Here is a 24,367-nt window from a genome sequence, read left to right as displayed (position 1 = left end):
AAAAAGTCCGCGACGGCGGGGCCTGCACAAGGCCGGCACATGCGTCCGGCCGGGCACCTCTCGGTGTCCCGGCCGGATGTCGTTCCTAGATTTCGCCCCGCAGTTTGGCAAGTGCCTCGGCGAGGATCGCTTCGCCGTCCGCGTCGCTGCGCCGCTCCCGTACGTACGCCAGGTGCGTCTTGTACGGCTCCGTGCGCGGCGGGTCCGGTGGATTGTCCCGGTCCTGGCCGGCCGGGAACCCGCAGCGCGGACAGTCCCACGTGTCGGGGACCTGTGCGTCACTGGCGAAGCTCGGCTGCGTCTCGTGCCCGTTCGAGCACCAGAAGGAGATGCGCAGGCGCGGCGCGGACTCGCCGCGCTCGGCCTCACCCATCGGCCCCGCCCCGACCCGGCTTCCCCGGATCGCGTTGCCACTTGCCACGGTCGTAACTCCCTGCGTGATGGTGCTGCACAGCGTCTCACAGCGGCTGCGCCGCGGTGCCCCAGTCTACGTAAGGCCCAACGCCCGTCCAGTCGTTGGAGTTACCCCCGTCCCGCGCGGAGGCGTCGGACGGAGTCCAGCGGCGTCAGTCGTTCAGCTTCATCAGCAGGCCGAGGGCGACGATGCAGGCGAACCACAGCACGCCGACGATGAGCGTGATGCGGTCGAGGTTGCGCTCGGCGACCGACGAGCCGCCGACGGAGGACTGCATGCCGCCGCCGAACATGTCGGAGAGGCCGCCGCCCTTCCCCTTGTGCATCAGCACCAGCAGCATCAGCAGCAGGCTGAAGACGATCAGGGCGATCGAGAACCCCATAACCACGGCTGGACCCTACTTCCTGGCAAATCTTGAGGTGACTGGGTGACTAGGTGACTACCGACTGCGGGGACCCCGGCCGCGAGCGGCCCCGGGTCCCCGCAAGGGTACGACGGATCGGCGCTACCGCATACTCACTGGTCGCGGAAGCGAACGATCTTGACGAACTCGTCGGCGTCCAGCGCGGCCCCGCCCACCAGGGCGCCGTCCACGTCGGGCTTCGCCATGATCGCGGCCACGTTCCCGGACTTCACGGAGCCGCCGTACTGGATGCGGACCTTGTCGGCCAGCTCCTGGGAGTACAGCTCGGCGAGCCGGCCGCGGATGGCCGCGCAGACCTCCTGCGCGTCCTCGGGGGTGGCGACCTCACCGGTGCCGATGGCCCAGACGGGCTCGTACGCGATGACGATCTGCTCGGCCTGCTCGGCGGGGACGTCCTTCAGGCCGCCGTCGAGCTGGCCCAGCGTGTGCGCCACCTGCTCGCCGGCCTTGCGGACCTCCAGCGGCTCGCCGATGCACAGGATGGGCGTGATGCCGTGCCGGAAGGCGGCCTTCACCTTGGCGTTGCAGACCTCGTCCGTCTCGGCGTGGTACTGGCGCCGCTCGGAGTGGCCGACGGCGACGTACGCGCACTTCAGCTTGGCGAGCATGGTGCCGGAGATCTCGCCGGTGTAGGCGCCGGAGTCGTGCGCCGAGATGTCCTGGGCGCCGTACTTGATCTTCAGCTTGTCGCCGTCGACCAAGGTCTGCACGGAGCGCAGGTCGGTGAAGGGCGGCAGGACCGCGACCTCCACGGCGTCGTAGTCCTTGTCGGCGAGCGCGAAGGCGAGCTTCTGGACGTGGGCGATGGCCTCCAGGTGGTTGAGGTTCATCTTCCAGTTGCCCGCCATCAGCGGGGTGCGGTTACTCATGTGCTTGATCAGTCCTCCAGTGCGGCGAGGCCGGGAAGCGTCTTGCCTTCGAGGTATTCGAGGCTGGCGCCGCCGCCGGTCGAAATGTGGCCGAATGCCTTCTCGTCGAAGCCCAGCGTCCGCACGGCGGCGGCGGAGTCCCCGCCGCCGACCACGGAGAACGCCGGGGAGTCGACGAGCGCCTGGGCGACGGCCCTGGTGCCCTCGGCGTAGTCGGGGTGCTCGAAGACGCCCATGGGGCCGTTCCAGAAGACGGTGGCCGCGTCGGCGAGCTTCGATGCGTACAGCTTGCGGGTCTCGGGACCGATGTCCAGACCCTCCTGGTCGGCCGGGATGGCGTCCGCGGCGACGGTGGTGGGGTGGGCCGGGGCCTTGGTCTTGAGGTCCGGGAACCCGGGGGCCACCAGGACGTCGACGGGGAGCACGAACTCCACGCCCTTGTCCTTCGCCCGTGCGAGGTAGTCCTGGACGACCGGGACCTGGTCCTCCTGGAGCAGGGAGGTGCCGACCTCGTGGCCCTCGGCCTTGAGGAAGGTGTACGCCATGCCGCCGCCGATGAGGATCCGGTCGGCCTTCTCCAGCAGGTTCTCGATGACTCCGAGCTTGTCGGAGACCTTGGCGCCGCCGAGGACGACGGCGTACGGACGCCGGACCTCCTCGGTGAGCTTCTTCAGGACCCCGACCTCGGTGGCGATCAGGTACCCGGCCGCGTGCGGCAGCCGGGCGGGCAGGTCGTACACCGAGGCGTGCTTGCGGTGGACGGCACCGAAGCCGTCGCCCACGTAGAGGTCGGCGAGGTCGGCGAGCCGGTCGGCGAAGGCGCCCCGCTCCGCGTCGTCCTTGCTGGTCTCGCCGGGGTTGAAGCGCAGGTTCTCGACCACCGCGACCTGCCCGTCGGCCAGGCCGGCGACGACGGACTTCGCGGACTCGCCGACGGTGTCGGTGGCGAAGGCGACGTCCCGGCCCAGCAGTTCGCCGAGCCGGGCGGCGGCCGGGGCCAGCGAGAAGGCCGGGTCCGGGGCGCCCTTGGGGCGGCCCAGGTGCGAGGCGACGACGACGCGCGCGCCCGCGTCGGCGAGCTTGGTGACGGTCGGCACGACGGCGCGGATGCGGCCGTCGTCGGTGATGGTGGTGCCGTCGAGCGGCACGTTGAGGTCGGCGCGGACGAATACCCGCTTGCCGGCTACCCCATCGGCCAGCAGCTGGTCGATCGTCTTCATGCTGAGAACTCCTCGGGAGGGCTGGACGTGCGACCGGGCCCGGGCCGCGCGACCTTGCGCTGCCCGAGCCCGTTCGCTCACATCGTTGTGCCCTGGTGGCCTTGCGGTGCTGGGCTGTGCGGGGCCGAGCCGGGCGGGGCCGTCAGAGCGTTCGGAGCTTTCAGAGCTGGTTGCCGACGAAGACCGTGAGGTCCACGAGGCGGTTGGAGTAACCCCACTCGTTGTCGTACCAGCCGAGGATCTTGACCGAGTTGCCCTCCTGGACCATGGTCAGGGAGGAGTCGAAGGTGCAGGACGCCGGGTCGCTCACGATGTCCGAGGAGACGATGGGGTCCTCGGTGTAGGCGATGATGCCCTGGAGCTCGCCCTCGGCGGCCTTCTTGAACGCGGCGTTCACCTCGTCCTTGGTGACCTCGCGGGAGAGCTCGACGACCAGGTCGGTGGCGGAGCCGGTGGGGACCGGGACGCGCATCGCGATGCCGTCCAGCTTGCCCTTGAGCTGCGGCAGGACCAGGGCGGTGGCCTTGGCGGCACCGGTGGTCGTCGGGATGATGTTCTCCGCGGCGGCGCGGGCGCGGCGCAGGTCCTTGTGCGGGAAGTCCAGGATCCGCTGGTCGTTGGTGTAGGCGTGGACCGTGGTCATCAGACCGCGGACGATGCCGAAGTTCTCGTCGAGGACCTTGGCCATCGGCGCCACGCAGTTGGTGGTGCACGACGCGTTCGAGATGACGTTGTGCTGCGCCGGGTCGTACTTGTCCTGGTTGACGCCCATGACGATGGTGATGTCCTCGTCGCTGGCCGGAGCCGAGATGAGGACCTTCTTGGCGCCGCCGGCGATGTGCTTCTCGGCGTCGGCCTTCTTGGTGAAGATGCCGGTCGACTCGATGACGATGTCGACGCCCAGGTCGCCCCAGGGGATGTCCGCCGGGTTGCGCTCGGAGAGGACCTTGATGGTGTGGCCGCCGACGGTGATCGTGTCGGCGGTGTGGGACACCTCGGCCTTGAGGCGGCCGAGGATGGTGTCGTACTTCAGCAGGTGGGCCGTGGTCGCAGTGTCACCCAGGTCGTTGACAGCCACGATCTCGATGTCTGCACCCTGCTCCAGCAGCGCGCGGAAGTAGTTACGACCGATGCGGCCAAAGCCGTTGATGCCTACGCGGATCGTCACGAACCGATCTCCTCGTTGGTACGCCGACTCGATGCCGGCGAGCTGTATTGGGATGTCCCCGACCGCTTACGACCCTACCTCTCGGGGCGCTGCGAAGTGACATCGGAGGGTCGGTCCACGACCACGGCGGTCCATACCAACCGGTAGGGAGTACGGACCGCCGCAAGCCCTGGCGAAAGGGTCACAATCCGCTACGGTGCGTTAGCGCCCAAGTGCGCCGAGTGCCGCTCCGATGAGCTTCTTGCGGTCATTTCGAGCGGCCGCGTGCTCCAGTCCGAAGCCCAGCAGGACGCTGTCCCGGGTGGTGACGGCGCTGGCCGAGGGGTACAGGTCCTGACTGCGCTGCCAACTCCCGCGCGGGGCGGGGCTGCCCGCCGGCGGCTCGCCGGCCGTCCACGGCCCGAGGGCGGTCTCGAAGCCGCCGTCGCCCGCCCCGCCGGCGCCGGTGACCAGCCGGGTGTCGTCGACGAACACGCCGCGTCCGCCGTCACTCGGATCGGTGACGTACGAGACGTGGACCTCGACCTGCTTGCCCGCGTAGGCGCTCAGGTCGAAGGACGCGGCCCGCCAGCCGTCGGACGCACCGGTGAAGGCGTGCCAGGCGCCCGTGCTGCCGGTCGCGGTGCAGCCGGTGGAGCCGACCGTGAGGTAGTGGCGCAGGAAGGGGTGCTGGTTGACGTAGAAGGCCCGGTCGCACTGGGTGGGCACGGTGCTCGCGGTGCCGCCGTTGCGGTCCGGGAGGGTCGTCCAGTCGTCCTGTCCGACGGTGCGGACCTCGACGATCGCGTTGTCGAAGCCGCGTTCGGTGTTGAAGCTCAGCTGCATGTCCAGCCGCGGCTGCTGCGCCGCGGTGGTGCCGCCGAGGTCAACGGTGCGACTGAGCCTCATCCAGGAGGCGTTGCGGTGCGCCGCCACTGCGTACCACTGGCCCTCGTACGGCGAGAACGGCATCCGTACGCCCGGGTAGTCGCCCGCCGCCGCGCTGCGGAACTGCGGGAACTGCGCCGGCGGCAGCGAGTCGGAGGTGACGGTGTACGCGCCGGCCGCGTCCAGCGGGTTGCCGGGGGCGTCGCCGAGCCCGGCACCGGCGCCGCCGAGGCGGCCCGCCCCGGCGAAGGAGTTCACTCCACCGAGGGACGCTCGGCCGGAGGCACCGAGGTAGTACTGGGCGAAGTCGTCGCTCACCGCACCGCCGAGGTCGACGTCGCCGCCGGCCCGCTCGCCGGCGGTGACCACCTTCCCGCCCTCGTTGACGAAGGCGCGCACGGCCTCGGTGACGCCCCAGGACGGGGCGGCCGCGCCGGTGTACCAAACCGCGGTGTCGAAGTGGCTCAGGACGCCGAGCGGGTGCGGCACCCCTTGGGTCGCGACGTCCCAGACCGCGGAGCGCTTCTTGTTGTCGGCGAGCGCGGTGGTGTACGCGCCGACGTTCCGGGCCGGCGCCGTGCCGCCCTCCTCGGCGACCACCAGCACGTCGGCGCGCGGCCGTTCGGCGACGGCGTAGGTGAAGGGCTCGCTGGAGACCCGTTCGCCCTGGCGCGTACGGCCGGTGAACCACACCTCGACGCGGTCGCCGACCCCGCTGTCCTCGACTTCGGCGCGGTACTCGTCGAAGCGGACGTTGTCGTCACCGCCGAAGGTCTCGCCGCCCTTCCAGGGCTCCAGGTCCTCGGACTGGACCCGGCCGCCGTTGACGCGGTACTTCAACTCCTTGTCGCGCAGGGACTTGCGGGCGACGACGGAGACCTCCTGGTCGCCGCCGCGGGCGTAGGAGACGGTGAACGGGTCGGGCGTGAAGTCCGCGGCCTCGATCCCCAGCGAGGACGCGGGCCGGTCCGGGGTGAGCGAGGACTCGGCGACGGAGAGCGCGAAGGGCACGTTCTTGGCGAACTCCTGCTGGATCAGCTTCTCGTCGTCCGGGAAGGTGAAGACGGAGGCACAGTCCGCGGCGTTCCACGCGTCGTTCGGATCGACCCGGGACGCGGTGGCGCAGGTCGACATCTCGGGGGTGAACATCATCATGCCGTTGACGTTCGCCGCGTGGCCGTCGGCCTCGCCGTTGGTGATGTACAGCTCGGAGGAGACCTGCGGGCGGTAGCCGGGGATCGCGGGCTTCGCGGGGGTCCCGGCGAGCGCTGAGTACGCCACGTCGTCGGGGGTGCCGGTGGCCACCTGCCAGCCCACCCCGTAGAGGATCAACTCGGCCGCGGAGTGGTAGTTGATGCCGTACTCGAAGCCGATGCGCTTCTGGAAGGCGTCGAGCGCCTTGGTCTCGGGCTCGGAGCCGGGGCCGGCGCCGCGGTAGGTCTCGTCGAAGGGGTCGGGGGACGAACCCTCGTTGTCGTAACCCCACTTGTAGGAGAAGTTCCGGTTGAGGTCGACGCCGTCGCCGGCGGATATGGCGCCGTCGCCGTTGTTGTCGCGCATGTTCTTGCGCCACTGGCGCTCGGCGGTGCCGGTGAAGGTGTGGTCGTAGCCGTCGGGGTTGGCGGAGAGCACGAACCACAGCTCGGAGGTGTCCACGAGCCGGGTGATGCGCGGGTCCTTGCCGTAGTTGTCGAGGTAGTGGTGCATCAGCCGCCGGTTCATCTCCGGGGTGATCCACTCGCGGGCGTGCTGGTTGGACAGGTAGAGCGTGGCGGGCTTGGCTCCGTCGCGGGTCGTCTTCGCGCCCTTGCTGACCTTGACCGCGAGGATGTCCTCGCCCTTGACGGTCTTGCCGATGCTGATCGCCTTGGTGAGCGAGGGGTGGGCCTGGGCGGTGGCCAGGATCTCGCTCTTCAGGCCGCCGGCGCCGGAGTACGGGCGGAAGACCCCGTCACCCGCGGCGGCCACCCGCTTGCGGGCGGCGGCGGAGACCGTGTGCTCCTTGATGCCGACGCCCGCTTCCCGCAGTTCACCGGCCTGTCGATCGGTGAGGTACAGCTCCACCGTGGCGGTGCCCTCGTCGGGTACCCGCTCGCTGAACTCGTGGCCGTCGGCGCCCGAGGCCAGCAGCAGGGGCACCTGCTCCTTGGTCACGGTGGCCCGCCAGACACCGAGCGCGTCCCCGCCCTCCCCGCCCTTGGTCCCGGTCCCGTTCCCTGATTGCGCCTGTGCGATCGGTGCCGCCGCCAATGTGGCGGTCAGCAGTGAAAGAGCCGCGAGTATGGATCTCGCCCTGCGTCTCATGGACCCCCCTTGCTGGTACGTGATACGTGCCGGAAGGTGAACGGGAGCCAGACTGTTCACGGCCCATGCGCATGTCAATACGACCAGCGGAGGAAGCCGGCGCGGAGGGCCGGGGCCCTCCTGCGGCGCGGACGGAACTCAGCCCACCAGTCCCTCGGCCATCTCCTCGGTGAGGTTGGCCTCGGTGCCGGGGATGCCCAGGTCCTGGGCGCGCTTGTCCGCCATGGCGAGCAGGCGCCGGATGCGGCCGGCGACCGCGTCCTTGGTCAGCGGCGGGTCCGCGAGGGCGCCCAGCTCCTCCAGCGACGCCTGCTTGTGCTCCATCCGGAGCCGGCCGGCCGCGGCGAGGTGCTCGGGGACCTCGTCGCCGAGGATCTCCAGGGCCCGCTGCACCCGGGCGCCGGCGGCGACGGCCGCCCGCGCGGAACGCCGCAGGTTGGCGTCGTCGAAGTTGGCGAGGCGGTTGGCGGTGGCGCGGACCTCGCGGCGCATCCGCCGCTCCTCCCAGGCCAGCACCGACTCGTGCGCGCCGAGCCGGGTGAGCAGGGCGCCGATGGCGTCGCCGTCCCGGACCACGACCCGGTCCACGCCGCGCACCTCGCGCGCCTTGGCGGCGATGGAGAGCCGGCGCGCCGCGCCGACCAGCGCGAGGGCCGCCTCGGGGCCGGGGCAGGTGACCTCCAGGGAGGAGGAGCGGCCCGGCTCGGTCAGCGAGCCGTGGGCCAGGAAGGCGCCGCGCCACGCCGCCTCGGCGTCGCACGTGGCGCCGGAGACCACCTGGGGCGGCAGTCCGCGGATCGGCCGGCCGCGCCCGTCGACCAGTCCGGTCTGCCGGGCGAGCTGGTCGCCGCCGGCCACCACCCGGACCACGTACCGCGAGCCGCGCCGCAGCCCGCCGGGGGCCATCACCATCAGCTCGGAGCCGTGGCCGAAGATCTCCAGGATGTCCCGCTTGAGCCGGCGCGCCGCGATCCCCGTGTCCAACTCGGCCTCGATCACGATGCGCCCGCTCACCAGGTGCAACCCGCCCGCGAACCGCAGGATCGCCGAGACCTCCGCCTTCCTGCAGCAGGTCCGGGTGACGGGAAGCCGGGAGATCTCGTCCTTCACCGCTGCCGTCATCGCCATGGGCCGATCCTTCCATGCATCCGAAAAATACGGTCGTACGCGGCGGCCAGTAGCTCCGGGTCGTGCTTCGGAACCCCTCCCCCGGCGCCTTCGCCCACGGCGGAGGTCTTGCCGGCGACGGCCACGGGGGCCAGCTCGACCGCGGCCCCGAGGCGCTTGGCGGCGTCGACGAGCAGTTCGCGGTCGGGCACGGCGGCCTCGTCGGCCAGCACCACGTCCAGGGTGAGTTTAGGCGCGTGTCGTCCCAAAACCTCCAAATGACGCTGCGGTGAGAACCCATCTGTTTCGCCGGGTTGCGGAGCGAGGTTGAGCGAGAGGACCCGGCGGGCCTTGGTCTCCACCAGGGCGTCCAGCAGTTCCGGCACCAGGAGGTGCGGGATCACGGAGGAGAACCAGGACCCCGGGCCGAGAACCACCCAGTCGGCGTCGAGGACGGCGGCGACGGCCTCGGGGACCGCGGGCGGGTCGTGCGGCACGAGGTGCACGGACTGCACCTCGCCGGGGGTGAGGGCGACCGTGGCCTGTCCCCGTACGGTCTCCAGCAGGTCCGGGCTGGCCGGGTCGTGGCCGCGCACCAGGGCCTGGAGCTCCAGCGGCACGGCCGACATCGGCAGCACCCGGCCGTGCGCGCCGAGCAGCCGGCCGACCAGGTCCAGGGCTTGGACGGGGTCGCCGAGCTGTTCCCACAGGGCGACGATGAGGACGTTGCCCACGGCGTGGTTGTGCAGGTCGCCCTGGGAGTGGAAGCGGTGCTGGATGACCCGGGACCAGGTCTGGCCCCACTCGTCGTCCCCGCACAGGGCGGCCAGGGCCTTGCGCAGGTCACCGGGCGGCAGGACGCCCAGCTCCTCGCGCAGCCGCCCGCTGGAGCCGCCGTCGTCGGCCACGGTGACGACGGCGGTGAGGTCCCCCGTGATGCGGCGCAGGGCCGCGAGGGACGCGGACAGCCCCCGGCCGCCGCCGAGGGCGACGACCTTGGGCTGTGCCCCGCGCTTGCGCAGGGTGGGGATGCGGCTGGAGCGGCGGGACCGTCGCAGGCGCGGGGGCTGTACGGTCACTCGCGCCCCATGTCCCGGTGGACGACGACGGTCTCGACCCCGGCGGAGGAGAGCCGGGCGGCCAGCTTCTCGGCGGTGGCGACGGAGCGGTGCTTGCCGCCCGTACAGCCCACCGCGATGGTGACGTACCGCTTGCCCTCGCGGCGGTAGCCGGCGGCGATCAACTGGAGCAGCTCCGTGTAGCGGTCCAGGAACTCCTTGGCGCCGGGCTGGTTGTAGACGTAGTTCGACACCTCTTCGTTCAGACCGGTGAAGGGACGCAGCTCGGGGACCCAGTGCGGATTGGGCAGGAAGCGCATGTCCACGACGAGGTCGGCGTCCACCGGCAGGCCGTACTTGAAGCCGAAGGACATCACGGTGGCGCGCAGCTCGGGCTCTTCGTCGCCGGCGAACTGGGCGTCCATCTTGGCGCGCAGCTCGTGCACGTTCAGGCTGGAGGTGTCGATGACCAGGTCCGCGTCGCCGCGCAGCTCGCGCAACAGGTCCCGCTCGGCGGCGATGCCGTCGACGATGCGGCCGTCGCCCTGGAGGGGGTGCGGCCGGCGGACCGACTCGAAGCGGCGGACCAGGGCCTCGTCGGAGGACTCCAGGAACACGATCCGTCGGGTGACCTGCTTGGCGTCCAGGTCGGCGAGGGATTCGCGCAGGTTGTCGAAGAAGCGCCGGCCCCGGACGTCGACCACGACGGCGATCCGGGCGACGTTGCCCTGGGAGCGCGCGCCGAGCTCGACCATGGTGGGGATCAGGGCCGGTGGGAGGTTGTCGACGACGAACCACCCCAGGTCTTCCAGACACTTGGCCGCGGTGCTGCGGCCCGCGCCGGACATGCCGGAGATGATGACCAGCTCTGGGATGGCTGCCTCCGCAGCCGCATTGGGCTCGGTGCCGGTGCCCGTACTCACGTGTGCCGCTCCGTCTTCGTGGTGCTCGTTCATCTCGTACTTCCCCCGTCGTTCTCGTCCATGATCTCTCCTGTTGCCGTGTTCACGGCAGGGGCGGCGGGTGCCGCCTGGGCGAGGGCCGCGACCACGGACTCGGCGGTCTTGCGGCCCATGCCCGGTACCTCGCAGATCTGCTCGATTGTGGCGCCTTTGAGGCGCTTGACCGAGCCGAAATGCTTGATGAGCGCTTGTTTCCGCGTCTCACCGAGGCCGGGGACGTCGTCGAGGGGGCTGGTGCGGATCCGTTTGGTGCGCTTGGAGCGCTGGTAGCGGATGGCGAAGTCGTGGGCGGTGTCGCGGATGCGCTGGAGCAGGTAGAGGCCCTCGCTGGAGCGCGGTAGGACGACCGGGTCGTCGTCGCCGGGGAGCCAGACCTCCTCCAGGCGCTTAGCGAGGCCGCAGACGGCGACGTCGTCGATGCCCAGCTCGTCCAGGGCGCGCTGGGCGGCGGCGACCTGGGGCGCGCCGCCGTCGACCACCACGAGCTGGGGCGGGTACGCGAACCTCTTGGGCCGGCCGTCCTCGTCCCGGCCCGCCTCGCCGGCCGGGACGGCGTTCGTCGGGGCCTCGCCGGCCGGGGCTGCGTCGGCAGGGGCCTGGGCCGGGTCGTCGGCGCCGATCCACTCGCCCGTCTTGTCCTTCTCGGCGAGGTAGCGCCGGAAGCGGCGGCCGATGACCTCGTGCATGGAGCGGACGTCGTCCTGCCCCTCGAAGCCCTTGATCTGGAAGCGGCGGTACTCGCTCTTGCGGGGCAGGCCGTCCTCGAAGACGACCATGGAGGCGACGACGTCCTGGCCCTGGAGGTGGGAGACGTCGAAGCACTCGATCCGCAGCGGCGCCGAGTCCAGGTCCAGGGCCTCGGCGATCTCCTCCAGGGCGCGGGAGCGGGTGGTGAGGTCGCTGGCGCGCTTGGTCTTGTGCAGCGCGAGGGCCTGCTGGGCGTTGCGCGCGACCGTCTCCATCAGGGCCTTCTTGTCGCCGCGCTGCGGTACGCGCAGGGAGACCTGGGAGCCGCGGCGCTCGCCGAGCCACTGGCCGACCGCGTCCGGGTTGGCGGGCAGGGCGGGGACCAGGACCTCCTTGGGCACCGAGTCGCCGCGCTCCTCGCCGTACAGCTGCTGGAGGGCGTGCTCGACGAGGCCGGCGGTGTCGACGGCCTCGACCTTGTCGGTGACCCAGCCGCGCTGGCCGCGCACGCGTCCGCCGCGGACGTGGAAGATCTGGACGGCGGCCTCCAGCTCGTCCTCGGCGACGGCGATCAGGTCGGCGTCAGTCGCGTCGGCGAGCACGACGGCGTTCTTCTCCAGGGCGCGGCGCAGCGCCGTTATGTCGTCGCGCAGCCGGGCCGCGCGCTCGTACTCCATCTCCTCCGCGGCGGCGGCCATCTCCTTCTCCAGCCGGCGCAGGTAGGTGCCGGTGCGACCGGCCATGAAGTCGCAGAACTCCTCGGCCAGTTCGCGGTGCTCCTCGGGGGTGACGCGGCCGACGCAGGGCGCGGAGCACTTGCCGATGTAGCCCAGCAGGCAGGGGCGGCCCTTTTGCCGGTGGTTCTTGAACACGCCGGCGGAACAGGTGCGGACGGGGAAGACGCGCAGCATCAGGTCGACGGTCTCGCGGATGGCCCACGCGTGACCGTACGGGCCGAAGTAGCGCACGCCCTTCCGCTTGGCTCCGCGCATCACCTGGACGCGGGGGAACTCCTCGTTCAGCGTGACCGCGAGGTACGGATAGCTCTTGTCGTCGCGATACTTGACGTTGAACCGGGGGTCGAACTCCTTGATCCAGGAGTACTCCAGCTGGAGCGCCTCGACCTCGGTGGACACGACGGTCCACTCGACGGACGCCGCGGTGGTGACCATGGTGGCGGTCCGCGGGTGGAGATTGGCCACGTCCTGGAAGTAGTTGGCCAGTCGGGAGCGCAGGCTCTTGGCCTTGCCGACGTAGATCACCCGACGGTGGTCGTCGCGGAACTTGTAGACCCCCGGGGAGTCGGGGATCTCTCCCGGCTTGGGGCGGTAGCTGGAGGGGTCTGCCATACCGCCACCCTACTTGCGGGCACCGACAGAGCGGGCCGGGTGCGGGCGGCTGGAGCCGGGCAGCGCGGGCACGTGCGAGGGCCCGGGTCCGGCCCGCTCGTACGGGCCGGCCCCGGGCCGCGGCACGCCGGTCCGGCGCCCTCGTGCGGGGCGCCGGACCGGGCTCCGGGCAGGTCCCTGTACCCCCCGGCCGGGGTCCTGTTTCCGGAGGAACGCATCGCCGGGCGGGGGTCCCGGCTGGACGCGCCGCGGGGCGGTCAGGCCCGGTGCGCGCTCCGGCGGCGGCGCAGGGCCGCGAAGCCGGTGAGGGCGAGCACCGTGACCGCCCCGGCACCGGCGGCTGCGGAGGCAGCGGTCACTGCCGAGCCTCCGTTGGCCGCCGCGCGGTCGGCCCGCTCGACCGGTCCGGCCGGCGCTCCGCCGTCCGCCGCGGACGTGGCGCCGTTCGCCGCCGCCTCGTAGCCGCCCGCGAAGCCCTTCTTCGCGTAGGCGGAGCCGGGCAGCTTGTCGCCGTACGCCGCCGTGACCCGGTTCTGGTACGCGGCGAGGGTGGTGCCGCGGGCGCCGATCGCACGGGTCGCGTCCTCGTCCAGCGGCAGCACGCGGCTCCCCTTGGTGACGTACCAGGAGTCCGTCTGCGGCTCGCGGAACACGGTCCCGCCGGGCAGCTTCGCCGCGCCCGCCCGTGCGTAGCGGAACTCGTCGTCACCGGTGGCGATGTTGATCACCTCCCAGCCCGCGCCGCTGCGCGCGGTCCACACGGACGCCTTCTGCCCGTCGGCGGAGACTGCCGGCGTGGCCAGGAACTCGGTGCGGGCCACCGGGGCGCCCGCCTTCTTGGCCACGAACTCCGGGGAGAGGGTGAGCACGGGCACGGTCGCGCCCTCCGCCCGCGGCTGGGCCGCCGAGCGGGCCACCACTCCGTCCCGCGCGAAGAAGCGGGAGAGGGTGTCCAGGGTGGCGGGGGCGGTGGCCGCCGCACGGGCCGCCGTCACGTCGGCCGCGGTGGCGACCGCGGGCGCTCCGGGCGCGGGATCGGCCGTGGTGGCGGCCTGGGCCGTACCGGTGGCGGTGCCCAGGGCGCCGAGCGCGAGGCACGCGACGGCGGCGGCGGTGGCGGCCGACCGGGTCGTGCCGTGGGGACGCGGGTTCGCCGGCGTCCGTGCGGAGTCAGGGGTCCGCTTCATCGCTCTCACGCTCCGATCCGGTACAGCGAGTGGGTCCAGGAGAACGAGTTGTTGTTCACGTACCAGGAGTGCGAGGCCCAGTTGTAGCGTGAACTCGTCTGCCAGGGGTCGCCCCAGTAGACCCAGCTGTTGGCGGTGTCATAACCGTAGATGACGTGCATGTGCCCGCCGCCGCTGGACCACTGGATGCGGGTCTCGATCGGCCGGTTCGCGTTGATCTCGTTCTGGACCGCGGAGTACTGCAGCCAGTCGCCTATGTAGGAACCGGGGTTGACGCCCGCCCAGCGCAGCCCGGTCTGCACGTTCGCCAGCGTGGCCTGCGAGTTGGGGCACTGGCCGCTCTGCGGACGGTTGAAGGCCGCGTTGCAGAACTGGTTCTGGGAATAGTTTCGCCCGTAGTACGCGGCGATGGTGTTGCCGGCCGCCGCCCAGCACCAGTTGGTCTTCAACTGGGCCTGCATGGTGATGTCGAGCCGCTTCGAAGCCAGCGCCGCGCGGTCGGAACCGGCGGGCTGGGCCGCGGACGTACGGCCGTCGAGGGCCGCGGCCGTCGCCGAGGCGGGGGAAGCCGTCGACAGGGGCAGGGTGAGTGTTGCGGCGAGGACGGCCGCCGCCGCGGCGAGCCGTCTCGTGGTCTTGCGCATCGCGATCCTCCCAGAGGGATGGTGGGGAGTGGAGGAGCGCGTCCGGACGCTGCCCGTTGAGCATCAATCCTTGTCGCGAGCAGGTCAACACGGTTCAATGCCGGGGACACGGCGCTGTGAACGCGCCGTACCAGAAGTGAACGGCCCCGAGCAGCCCCACCAGGGGTGCCGTCCGGGCCGGAGCCGGCGGGCAGGTCCCGCCGTGAACGTTCACCCCTGTTGCGTGCAGGTCGTGTGCAGGCCCTGTACGGATGTGCGCGCACCCAGTACCAGTACTGATCCGGCGCCGTTGCCGCTGCCGTCACCGCCCGGCGCCGAATCCACAGCTCGAAAGTTGTCGTTGGAGGTCCCCATGGGGCACACCGAGGCCGATCTGGCGCAGGTGTTGCACACCGGCCCGTTCCACCTGGCGCTGCGCGCGGCCCTCGCGGTCCGCGGGCTGCCGCTCCAGCGCGTCCAGCACCACCTGGCGCACCGGGGCATCAAGGTCGGTGTCACCAGCCTCAGTTACTGGCAGCAGGGCGCGCGCCGCCCGCAGCGGCCCGAGTCGCTACGGGCGGTGCGCGCCCTGGAGGACGTGTTGGAGCTGCCGGGGAACTCCCTCACCCGGCTGCTCGGCGTCGGCGAGGCGGGCGACGTCGAGCGTCCGCCCTCGCGCTCCTTCCGCTCGCTGGTCGAGGTCTCGGGCTCGGTGGAGGCGCTGCTCGCGGACCTGGAGACGCCGGCGGACGGCGGGCTGCACACGGTGGGCCACCACGAGCGGGTGCACATCGGCGCCGCCCGCGAGCTCCTGGGCCGCGACTCCCAGCACGTGGTGCGCGCCCACCGGGACGGCGTCGACCGCTACCTCGCGATCCACCACGGCGACACGGGCTGCGACCCGGCGCGGGTGCGGGTCAGCGCCCTGGAGAACTGTCGTACGGGACGGGTCCGCTGGCACCGCGAGAGCGGGGTCGTCGTCGCCGAGCTGCTCTTCGACACCCGGCTGCGCGCCGGCGACACGTACTTCTTCGGGTACGGCTTCGACGACGGCACCGGCGGTCCCAGCGCCGAGTACGTGCGCGGCTTCACCTACGCGGGCGGGCAGTACGTGCTCCAGGTGCGCTTCGACGAGGGCGCGCTGCCGGTGCGGTGCCGCAGGTTCGCCCAGGCGACGACGGGGGCGCCGCGGGGCGTGCGGACGGATCTGACGCTCAGCGGCCGGCACCGCACGGTCCACCTGGTGGAGCAGGGGGTCCGGCCGGGGATACTCGGCATCGACTGGGACTGGGAGTGAGCCGGTCCGCCGGCTTCTGGCGCCTTCCGCTGCTTTCCGCGTCAGCTCTTCTTGGCGTCCGGGCCGGCGATCAGCTTGCCGTCCCGCACGGTCACCGGGACCTCGGGCAGCGGCACGGTCGCCGGGCCGTTCAGCGCCTTGCCTGTGGTGACGTCGAAGCGGCTGCCGTGGCAGGGGCAGTTGCCCTCCGTGCCCTCGACCTTGTCCAGTGCGCAGCCGGCGTGGGTGCACTGCGCGCTGAACGCCCGGTACTGACCCTCGGCGGGGCAGCTCACCACCAGGCGCTTGTCCTTGTAGAGCCGGGCCCCGCCGACGGGCACGGCGTCCGCCGCACCGAGGTCGACCGGCTCGGTCGGAGTCGGGTTCTTCGCCCGCCCCAGCTTCGACTCGGTGGAGCAGGCGGCGACCCCCAGCCCCGCGGCCCCGGCGAGGGCCGCGCTCTTCAGCACGGTGCGGCGGGCGGCTGGGGAGGGGCCGGACATAAGAGCTCCACGGTTCAGAGGTCGTATCGGGTGCGGCGGGTCGCACGGTCCGGGCGGCGCGGCGGCGGCCCATGCCGGAGCACGTCCGAAGGATCGGGCACGCCCTGGCGACGGACCCGACGATACCGGCGCGGATCCGGACGCCCGCGCTCGGGTTCCCTCCCGCCCCGCGGGGTCCATCGGCTACGTTCGGGCCATGATCGTCGTGGCGGGAGAAGCCTTGATCGACCTGGTTCCGCAGGGTGCCGGCGGGCCGCTGGCGCCGCTCGCCCCGCTGCGGGGCGGCGGCCCGTACAACACGGCCGTGGCGCTGGGGCGGCTGGGCGCCGATGCCGCGTTCTGCTCCCGGATCTCCACGGACGCCTTCGGCGGCGCGCTGCTCGACGGGCTGCGGGCAGCCGGGGTGGACACCTCGCTGGTGACCCGCGGGCCCGAGCCGACGACGCTGGCGGTCGCCTCCCTCGGGGCGGACGGCTCGGCGGGCTACGGCTTCTACGCGCAGGGCACCGCCGACCGGCTGTTCGAGCTGCCGCCCCCGCTGCCCTCGGCCACCCGCGCGGTGGCGTTCGGCACCTGCTCGCTGGTCCTGGAGCCGGGCGCCAGCGCGTACGAGCGACTGCTGCTGCGGGAGTCCGGGCTCGGCCGGTGCACCCTGCTGGACCCCAACGTCAGGGCCCCGCTGATCCCCGACCCGGCCGCGTACCGCAGGCGCTTCGCGTCCTGGCTGCCGTACGTCCGGCTGTTGAAGCTCTCCGAGGACGACGCCCGCTGGCTGGGCGGGGTGCCGGACGGGCCGGCGGCGGTCGTGCTGACCCGGGGCGCGGGCGGTCTGACGGTCCGCACCCGCGGCGGTACGGAGGTCTCGGTGCCGGCCACCGAGGTGGCCGTCGCGGACACCATCGGCGCGGGCGACACCGTGAACGCGGCCCTGCTGCACGGCCTGGCCGCCCGGGACGCCCTCTCGGCCGACGCGATGGCCGCACTGGACGCGGACGCCTGGCACGAGGTCCTGACCTTCGCCTCCCGCGCCGCCGCGGTGACCTGCTCCCGCCCGGGCGCGGAGCCCCCGTACGCCCATGAGCTGCGCTAGGCCGTGTCTTCAACATCCCGCCTGGCCCGCGGCGCCCGGCAGGCGCGGTCCCGCCGGGTACGGGCGGGCAGTGATGGCGTCCACAGCCCGGCGCGTGGCTTGTCGCGTAGTTCCGCCCCCTATGCCCAGAGGGCATGGGGGGACCCCAGCGCCCCTAAAAGCGCCCTACCGGGCGCTCCACGGGGTAACGGGTGAACGACAAGGTGAGCGAAACAGGGGCGCTGGGGGTCCCCCGTGCCCGCAGGGCACAGGGGGAGGAACTACACGGGCAGGCCCACCACGGGGCCGCCGGGACCGAGCCGGTCGCGCCACCCCACCGGGGGACGTACCCGGCAAAACGGTCTCCGGCCTCTCGGTACGGGCGAACGGGGCCCGTACCGAGAGGCCGGCACCGCCAGGCGCGGCTACGCCTTGCGGGCGCGGGCCGCCGCCTTCTTGGCCGGGGCCGCGGCCTTCTTCGCGACCGCCTTCCTAGCGACCGCCTTCTTCGCGGCCGGCTTCTTCGTCGCCATCCGCTTCGCCACGGACCGCGCCCGCGGCACCGCCGCGTCGCTCAGCCGCTCCGGGTCCAGGATGTCCCGCAGGAACTTGCCGGTGTGGCTGGCGGGCACCCCGGCGACCTCCTCCGGGGAACCCTCGGCGACGACCATGCCGCCGCCGTGGCCCCCTTCGGGGCCCATGTCGACGACCCAGTCCGCGGTCTTGATCACGTCGAGGTTGTGCTCGATGACGATGACCGTGTTGCCCTTGTCGACCAGGCCGGACAGGACCGTGATCAGCTTGCTGATGTCCTCGAAGTGCAGACCGGTGGTCGGCTCGTCGAGCACGTACACCGTCCGCCCGGTGGACCGCTTCTGGAGCTCGGACGCGAGCTTGACGCGCTGCGCCTCGCCGCCGGAGAGGGTGGGCGCCGGCTGCCCCAGCCGCACGTACCCCAGCCCGACCTCGTGCAGGGTCTTCAGGTGGCGGGCGATGGTCGGCACGGCTTCGAAGAAGCCGAGGGCCTCCTCGATCGGCATGTCCAGGACCTCGGCGATCGACTTGCCCTTGTAGTGCACGTCGAGCGTCTCGCGGTTGTAGCGCGCACCGTGGCAGACCTCGCACGGGACGTACACGTCCGGCAGGAAGTTCATCTCGATCTTGATCGTGCCGTCGCCGGAGCAGTTCTCGCAGCGCCCGCCCTTGACGTTGAAGGAGAACCGACCGGGCTGGTACCCCCGGACCTTGGCCTCCATCGTCTCGGCGAAGAGCTTGCGGATGTTGTCGAAGACGCCGGTGTACGTAGCCGGGTTCGACCGCGGGGTGCGGCCGATGGGCGACTGGTCGACGTGCACGACCTTGTCCACGAGGTCGTCGCCCTCGACCCGGGTGTGCCGGCCGGGGACCGACTTCGCGCCGTTCAGCTCGCGCGCCAGGTGGGTGTAGAGGATGTCGTTGACCAGGGTGGACTTGCCGGACCCCGAGACGCCCGTGACCGCGGTGAGGACGCCCAGCGGGAAGGAGACGTCGATGTCCTTGAGGTTGTTCTCCCGGGCGCCGCGCACGGTGATCCTGCGCCCCGGGTCCATCGGCCGACGGATGTCCGGGGTGGCGATGGCCTTCTTGCCGGACAAGTACTGGCCGGTCATCGACTGCTTGTTGCCGAGCAGTTCCTTCAAGGTGCCGGAGTGGACGACCTTGCCGCCGTGCTCGCCGGCGCCGGGGCCGATGTCCACCACCCAGTCGGCGACCTTGATCGTGTCCTCGTCGTGCTCGACGACGATCAGGGTGTTGCCCATGTCGCGCAGCCGGACCAGGGTCTCGATCAGCCGGTGGTTGTCCCGCTGGTGCAGGCCGATGGACGGCTCGTCCAGCACGTACAGCACGCCGACGAGGCCGGAGCCGATCTGGGTGGCGAGCCGGATGCGCTGGGCCTCGCCGCCGGAGAGGGTGCCGGCGGCGCGGTTCAGCGAGAGGTAGTCCAGGCCGACGTCGACGAGGAACCGCAGCCGCTCGTTGACCTCCTTGAGGACCCGCTCCGCGATCTTCTTGTCCCGGGCGTCCAACGTGAGCCGGCCGAGGAACTCGGCGCACTCGCTGATCGACATCGCGGAGATCTCCGCGATGGAGCGGTCCATCACCGTGACGGCGAGGACGACCGGCTTGAGGCGGGTCCCTGCGCAGGTGGGGCAGGGGACCTCGCGCATGTAGCCCTCGAAGCGCTCCCGGCTGGAGTCGCTCTCGGCCTCCTGGTACCGCCGCCGGACGAACTGGACCGCGCCCTCGAAGGCGGGCGTGGTGTACGCCCGCTCCCTGCCGTACCGGTTGCGGTAGCGCACCTCGATCTGCGTCTTGTGACCGTTGAGCAGGGCCTTCTTGGCGCGCTGGGGCAGACCGGCGAAGGCGATGTCGGTGCGGAAGCCCAGCGCCTGGGAGAGCCCGCCGATCAGCCGGCCGAAGTACTCCTTGGTGTGGCCGTGCGACCAGGGGTGGATCGCGCCCTCGTCGAGGGACTTCTCCTCGTCCGGGACGAGGAGCTCCGGGTCGACCTCCATGCGGGTGCCGATGCCGGTGCAGTCGGGGCAGGCGCCGAAGGGCGAGTTGAAGGAGAAGGAGCGGGGCTCCAACTCCTCGAACGAGAGGTCGTCGTACGGGCAGTACAGGTGCTCCGAGTACATCCGCTCGCGCTCGGGGTCGTCCTCGGGGAGGTCGACGAAGTCGAGCACGACCATGCCGCCGGAGAGCCCGAGGGCGGTCTCCACGGAGTCCGTCAGCCGGCGCTTCGCGCTGTCCTTCACCGTGAGGCGGTCGACGACCACCTCGATGGTGTGCTTCTCCTGCTTCTTCAGCTTGGGCGGCTCGGCGAGCTGGATCGTCTGCCCGTCGACCCGGGCGCGGCTGTAGCCCTTGGTCTGGAGGTCGGCGAAGAGGTCGACGAACTCGCCCTTGCGCTCGCGCACCAGCGGCGACAGCACCTGGAACCGGCTGCCCTCGGGCAGCTCCAGGACCTTGTCCACGATGGCCTGCGGCGACTGCCGGGAGATGGGGCGGCGGCACTCGGGGCAGTGCGGCTTGCCGATGCGGGCGAAGAGCAGCCGGAGGTAGTCGTACACCTCGGTGATCGTGCCGACGGTCGAGCGGGGGTTGCGGGAGGTGGACTTCTGGTCGATGGAGACCGCCGGGGACAGGCCCTCGATGAAGTCGACGTCCGGCTTGTCCATCTGCCCCAGGAACTGGCGCGCGTAGGACGACAGGGACTCCACATAGCGGCGCTGGCCCTCGGCGAAGATCGTGTCGAAGGCGAGCGAGGACTTGCCCGACCCCGAGAGGCCCGTGAAGACGATGAGGGAGTCACGGGGGAGGTCGAGCGAGACGTTCTTCAGATTGTGCTCGCGAGCGCCACGGACGATGAGACGGTCGGCCACGCCGGGTCCGCACCTTTCTTGAGTGGTCTGGTCGGAATCGTCAGGCACCGACCCCCGGCCCAGACCTTTCCAGCGTACGGGGAGCGCCGATCCATGGGGCCTGGTCGCCGGGGCCGACTCGGCCCGACGGCTCCAGTGTCTGTTGAATGCCCGACAACCAAGGATGCCTCGCCCCAGGCTATAGCACGTGCATTCGATTTAAGGCCGTCGGTCGACACCTTCACCCGATCGTGTGGCCGGACTAGGGTCGAGCCATGATCGATCCACTTCGCGACCTGGCATCCGTACGGGAGGCCACCGAACGGCTGCTCTCCGCGACCGACTCCCTGGACAACGCGGCACTCGCCGGACCGTCACGCCTTCCGGGCTGGTCCAGGGGGCACGTACTGGCCCACCTCGCCCGGAACGCCGACGCCCTCGTGAACGTTTTCGAGGGCCGACCCATGTACGCGAGCGCCGAGGCGCGGGACGCCGACATCGAGCGGGACGCCCGTCGACCGCTGGACGTGCAGATCGCCGACGTGCGCGACAGCGCGGCGCGGCTGCACGCCGTGGGTTCGCTGCCGGCGGACTGGGAGCGCACGGTGCACCTGCGCAACGGCGTCACCGACCGCGCCGCCCGCATCCCCTTCCGGCGCCTGGTCGAGGTCCAGCTCCACCACGTCGACCTGGACGCGGGGTACGAGCTGGAGGACCTGCCGCAGGACTTCCTGTTGCGGGAGGCCGACTTCCTGAGCGATCGGTTCACCGGCGCCGCGGGCGTCCCGCCGGTGCGCGCCGTGGTGACCGGGGGCGACGCCGCGTGGTCCACGGGCGGCACGGAGGGCGAGCCGGTGACCGTCACCGGGCCGCTGCCCGCGCTGGTGGGCTGGCTCGCCGGGCGTCGGCGCGGCGAGGGCCTGACCGCGACGACGGCCGCCGCCGCGGACGCGGACGCGGGCCCGGTCCCCGTACTGCCCCCGCTGTAGCCGTCGTACGACCCGGTGTCAGTGGGCCGCTATAGGCTCGACCCATGACGTACAGCGGAGTGGTGAAGGTCGGCGGGCCCGCGGACGTGCACGAGCTGACGGACCTGATGATCTCCAAGGTCGCGGTCGGCCCGATGGACAACAACAGCTATCTGCTGCGCTGCCGGGCCACCGGCGAGCAACTGCTGATCGACGCGGCGAACGACGCCCCGACCCTGTTGCAGCTGATCGGCGCGGACTCGATCGGGGCCGTGGTCACCACGCACCGCCACGGCGACCACTGGCAGGCGCTCGCCGAGGTCGTGGCGGCGACCGGCGCCCGGACGTACGCGGGGCGGTACGACGCGGAGGCCGTCCCCGTCCCGACGGACGTGCCGGTCGAGGACGGGGACGTGGTCCGGGTCGGCCGGGTCGAGCTGACCGCGCGGCATCTGGTGGGCCACACCCCCGGTTCGATCGTCCTCGTCTACGACGACCCGCACGGCCATCCGCACGTCTTCACCGGGGACTGCCTCTTCCCCGGTGGGGTGGGCAACACCCATCAGGACCCGGTGGCGTTCGCCAGCCTGCTGAGCGACGTGGAGGCGAAGCTGTTCGCCGTGCTGCCGGACGAGACCTGGGTGTACCCGGGGCACGGCAAGGACACCACGCTGGGGGCCGAGCGCCCGCACCTGCCGGAGTGGCGCGCCCGCGGCTGGTGACGCGGCGAGGTCTCAGGTCCCGGCCGACGCCACGAGGTCGGGGGCGGCCGGCAGCGTCACCGTGACGACGAGCCCGCCGCCCTCGCGCGGCCGGGCGTCGACGGTGCCGCCGTGGGCCCGCGCGACGGCACGGACGATCGACAGCCCGAGGCCGGCGCCCTTCACGCTGATCACCCGGTCCTGGCCCAGCCGTTGGAAGGGTTCGAAGAGCCTCGGCACGTCGAACGGCGTCACCGCGGGGCCGGTGTTGGCGACCACCACCTCGGCGCTGCCGTCGTCGGCGGTGCGGCTGGTGACCGTCAGCTTGCCGCCGTCGCCGCTGTTGTGCCGGATGCCGTTCTCCACGAGGTTGTGGACCAGCCGTTCGAGCAGCAGCGCATTGCCCGTCGTCGGCGCCTCCGCGGCGTCCTCGTGGACGGTGACACCGGCCTGCTCGGCCTCCGGTGCGGTCTGGGCGATCACGTGCACGACGACGTCCGCGAGGTCGACCGGCAGCCTTTCGGTGACCTCGTTCTCCGAGTCGGCGAGCAGGAGCAGCCCGCTGATCAGCCGCTCGTGCCGGATGTTGATCTCCAACAGGTCCTCGCCGAGCCGTTTGACGTCGTCGGACGCCTGCCTGCGGTGCATGGCCATCTCGACGAGCGCCCGGCCGAGGGTGAGCGGGGTGCGCAGTTCGTGGGAGGCGTTGGCCACGAAGCGCCGTTGGCCGTCGAAGGAGCGGTCCAGCCGCTCCACCATCGTGTCGAAGGTGTCCGCGAGCACCTTGACCTCGTCCTGGGGGCCTTCGAGCGCAATGCGTTCGTGCAGTCCGCGGCCGGCCGCGGGTGCCGCCGCTATGCGCCGCGCGGTCTCGGTGACCTGACGCAGCGGTGCGAGGACCCGCCCGGCGACGAGCCAGCCGAAGCCCGCCGCAGCGCCGCCGACCACCACCAGCACCAGCCCGCCCTGGCTGAGCAGGCTGGTCGCGGCGGCGTCGTTCAGTTCCTGGCGGCTGCGTTTCGTCAGCTCGGCGCCGTCGGGGCCCTGCACGTCCGGGCCTTCGACCACCTTGTGTGAGGGAGTGGGGTCGTGGCCCGCCGTCACCGGTGGCCCCGCGGCGTCGGGCCCCACCCGCTTCTCGACGAGCATGCCGCCGCTGGTGACCTGCTTCTGGAAGAGCACGTAGGTGGCACCGAGCAGCACCACCCCGGCGACCATGAACAGGCTCGCGTAGATCAGGGTGAGCCGGGCGCGCAGCGGCAATTTCTCCGTCAGGTAGCCCAACGGCCGCGGCCACCGCGGGTGGCGGGAGCGCACGCGGGAACGGCGGGACGACGGCAGGGGGCCGGCGGACGCTCGCTTCATGCGATCCGGTACCCCGCTCCCGTGACGGTCTCCACGACCGGTGGTCCGCCGAGCTTGCGCCGGAGCTTGAGGACCGCGAGCCGTACCGCGCCCGTGAACGGGTCCGCGTGCTCGTCCCACGCCTTCTCCAGCAACTGTTCCGCGGAGACCGCCGCCCCGTCGGCGCGCAGCAGTTCGGTCAGCACGGCGAACTCCTTGCGCGACAGCGGTACGTACCGGCCGTCCCGGAAGACCTCGCGGCGGGCCGGGTCGAGGGTGATGCCGGCGCGCCGCAGCACGGGCGGTGCCGCGGGCCGCGCGCGCCGGCCCAGCGCCTGGACGCGGGCGGCGAGTTCGGCGAAGGCGAAGGGCTTGGTGAGGTAGTCGTCGGCGCCCAGGCCGAGGCCGTCGACGCGGTCGGCGACCTCGGCTGCGGCGGTGAGCATCAGGACGCGGGCGTCGGCGCCGCACTCCCCCACGTGGCGGCAGACGTCGTCGCCGTGCACGCCCGGCAGGTCGCGGTCCAGGACGACGACGTCGTAGTCGTTGACGCCGATGCGTTCGACCGCGGCGGCGCCGTCGTGGACGACGTCGACAGCGTGGCTCTCGCCGCGCAACCACTCGGCGATCGCGTCCGCGAGCTTCGGCTCGTCCTCCACCACCAACACCCGCATGGCGAGCCTTCCTTCGTCCGGTGTCCGGAGGTTCATGGTCTCGGGCGACGTGTTTCCCCGACGTTAGGAACCGCGGCGAGACCGGGGCTGGCGGGTCGCCCTGTGCCCCTTGCCCGTCAGCGCCATCGCCATCGCCATCGCCATCGCCGGCATAACCCGCCATGGGTGCCTCGGCAATCACGCCGACC

Annotated in this window: 20 protein-coding genes; 4 read left to right on the top strand and 16 right to left on the bottom strand. The window is 71.9% G+C overall.

What is annotated here, in order from left to right; all coding sequences use genetic code 11:
• Positions 1–85: 85 nt before the first annotated feature.
• The 12 genes from ACH4E8_RS24575 to ACH4E8_RS24520 all read right to left on the bottom strand — a co-directional run bounded on the left by ACH4E8_RS24575 (position 86) and on the right by ACH4E8_RS24520 (position 14,261).
• The gene (locus ACH4E8_RS24575; protein WP_003957010.1) at positions 86–421 is read right to left on the bottom strand and encodes an RNA polymerase-binding protein RbpA; all 336 of its coding nucleotides are present in this window, start codon (positions 419–421) and stop codon (positions 86–88) included.
• A gap of 145 nt (positions 422–566) precedes the next feature.
• Entirely contained in the window at positions 567–797 is a 231-nt protein-coding gene (gene secG, locus ACH4E8_RS24570) for a preprotein translocase subunit SecG (protein WP_361960570.1), read from the bottom strand.
• Positions 798–931: 134 nt separating this feature from the next.
• On the bottom strand, positions 932–1,708 hold the full coding sequence (tpiA, locus tag ACH4E8_RS24565; protein ID WP_398451559.1) for a triose-phosphate isomerase: 777 nt from the start codon (positions 1,706–1,708) through the stop codon (positions 932–934).
• 8 nt (positions 1,709–1,716) lie between these two features.
• Positions 1,717–2,928, bottom strand: a complete 1,212-nt coding sequence (locus tag ACH4E8_RS24560) for a phosphoglycerate kinase (RefSeq protein WP_398451556.1) — start codon at positions 2,926–2,928, stop codon at positions 1,717–1,719.
• A 160-nt stretch (positions 2,929–3,088) separates the two neighbouring features.
• Positions 3,089–4,096: a type I glyceraldehyde-3-phosphate dehydrogenase gene (gene gap / locus ACH4E8_RS24555; protein ID WP_398451554.1), complete on the bottom strand. Its 1,008-nt coding sequence runs from the start codon at positions 4,094–4,096 to the stop codon at positions 3,089–3,091.
• A 201-nt stretch (positions 4,097–4,297) separates the two neighbouring features.
• Positions 4,298–7,267: a M14 family zinc carboxypeptidase gene (locus tag ACH4E8_RS24550; protein WP_398451552.1), complete on the bottom strand. Its 2,970-nt coding sequence runs from the start codon at positions 7,265–7,267 to the stop codon at positions 4,298–4,300.
• 138 nt (positions 7,268–7,405) lie between these two features.
• Positions 7,406–8,395 (bottom strand): DNA-binding protein WhiA, encoded by a 990-nt coding sequence (gene whiA, locus ACH4E8_RS24545; RefSeq protein WP_361537784.1) that lies wholly within the window; start codon positions 8,393–8,395, stop codon positions 7,406–7,408.
• Positions 8,386–9,453 (bottom strand): uridine diphosphate-N-acetylglucosamine-binding protein YvcK, encoded by a 1,068-nt coding sequence (yvcK, locus tag ACH4E8_RS24540; protein ID WP_398451549.1) that lies wholly within the window; start codon positions 9,451–9,453, stop codon positions 8,386–8,388. The genes whiA and yvcK overlap by 10 nt, the downstream gene beginning before the upstream one ends.
• Entirely contained in the window at positions 9,450–10,388 is a 939-nt protein-coding gene (gene rapZ, locus ACH4E8_RS24535; protein ID WP_361960293.1) for an RNase adapter RapZ, read from the bottom strand. The genes yvcK and rapZ overlap by 4 nt, the downstream gene beginning before the upstream one ends.
• A complete protein-coding gene (uvrC, locus tag ACH4E8_RS24530; RefSeq protein ID WP_398451547.1) occupies positions 10,385–12,430 on the bottom strand; it encodes an excinuclease ABC subunit UvrC in 2,046 nt (681 codons plus the stop codon). Before uvrC ends, rapZ begins: the two co-directional genes overlap by 4 nt.
• A 257-nt stretch (positions 12,431–12,687) precedes the next feature.
• Positions 12,688–13,617, bottom strand: coding sequence for a hypothetical protein (locus ACH4E8_RS24525; protein ID WP_398451545.1), 930 nt, complete (start codon positions 13,615–13,617; stop codon positions 12,688–12,690).
• 5 nt (positions 13,618–13,622) lie between these two features.
• Entirely contained in the window at positions 13,623–14,261 is a 639-nt protein-coding gene (locus ACH4E8_RS24520) for a papain-like cysteine protease family protein (RefSeq protein WP_398451543.1), read from the bottom strand.
• 352 nt (positions 14,262–14,613) lie between these two features.
• Here ACH4E8_RS24520 and ACH4E8_RS24515 point away from each other — a divergent pair, with 352 nt between their 5' ends.
• Complete coding sequence (locus ACH4E8_RS24515; RefSeq protein WP_398451541.1) at positions 14,614–15,537, top strand: hypothetical protein; 924 nt, start codon at positions 14,614–14,616, stop codon at positions 15,535–15,537.
• Between the two features lie 41 nt (positions 15,538–15,578).
• Here ACH4E8_RS24515 and ACH4E8_RS24510 read toward each other — a convergent pair whose 3' ends face one another.
• Entirely contained in the window at positions 15,579–16,019 is a 441-nt protein-coding gene (locus ACH4E8_RS24510; protein ID WP_398451540.1) for a Rieske (2Fe-2S) protein, read from the bottom strand.
• Positions 16,020–16,215: 196 nt separating this feature from the next.
• Between ACH4E8_RS24510 and ACH4E8_RS24505 the strand changes: the two genes are divergently transcribed.
• The gene (locus ACH4E8_RS24505; protein WP_398451538.1) at positions 16,216–17,109 is read left to right on the top strand and encodes a carbohydrate kinase; all 894 of its coding nucleotides are present in this window, start codon (positions 16,216–16,218) and stop codon (positions 17,107–17,109) included.
• Positions 17,110–17,513: 404 nt separating this feature from the next.
• Here ACH4E8_RS24505 and uvrA read toward each other — a convergent pair whose 3' ends face one another.
• Positions 17,514–20,513 (bottom strand): excinuclease ABC subunit UvrA, encoded by a 3,000-nt coding sequence (gene uvrA / locus ACH4E8_RS24500; protein WP_398451536.1) that lies wholly within the window; start codon positions 20,511–20,513, stop codon positions 17,514–17,516.
• A 254-nt stretch (positions 20,514–20,767) separates the two neighbouring features.
• Between uvrA and ACH4E8_RS24495 the strand changes: the two genes are divergently transcribed.
• Together ACH4E8_RS24495 and ACH4E8_RS24490 are read left to right on the top strand one after the other, a co-directional pair.
• Positions 20,768–21,481 (top strand): maleylpyruvate isomerase family mycothiol-dependent enzyme, encoded by a 714-nt coding sequence (locus ACH4E8_RS24495; RefSeq protein ID WP_398451534.1) that lies wholly within the window; start codon positions 20,768–20,770, stop codon positions 21,479–21,481.
• A gap of 44 nt (positions 21,482–21,525) precedes the next feature.
• A complete protein-coding gene (locus ACH4E8_RS24490) occupies positions 21,526–22,182 on the top strand; it encodes an MBL fold metallo-hydrolase (protein ID WP_398451532.1) in 657 nt (218 codons plus the stop codon).
• A gap of 12 nt (positions 22,183–22,194) precedes the next feature.
• Here the strand turns inward: ACH4E8_RS24490 and ACH4E8_RS24485 are convergent, their stop codons facing one another.
• Both ACH4E8_RS24485 and ACH4E8_RS24480 read right to left on the bottom strand, forming a co-directional pair.
• The gene (locus ACH4E8_RS24485; RefSeq protein ID WP_398451530.1) at positions 22,195–23,526 is read right to left on the bottom strand and encodes a sensor histidine kinase; all 1,332 of its coding nucleotides are present in this window, start codon (positions 23,524–23,526) and stop codon (positions 22,195–22,197) included.
• Positions 23,523–24,179, bottom strand: a complete 657-nt coding sequence (locus ACH4E8_RS24480; RefSeq protein WP_398451528.1) for a response regulator transcription factor — start codon at positions 24,177–24,179, stop codon at positions 23,523–23,525. The genes ACH4E8_RS24485 and ACH4E8_RS24480 overlap by 4 nt, the downstream gene beginning before the upstream one ends.
• Positions 24,180–24,367: the final 188 nt, after the last annotated feature.

The sequence above is a fragment of the Streptomyces sp. NPDC017979 genome (genome assembly GCF_044328175.1).
Classification (GTDB): domain Bacteria; phylum Actinomycetota; class Actinomycetes; order Streptomycetales; family Streptomycetaceae; genus Streptomyces.
Note: the sequence above shows the minus strand (reverse complement) of the source record. Positions and strands in the feature narration are given on the sequence as shown.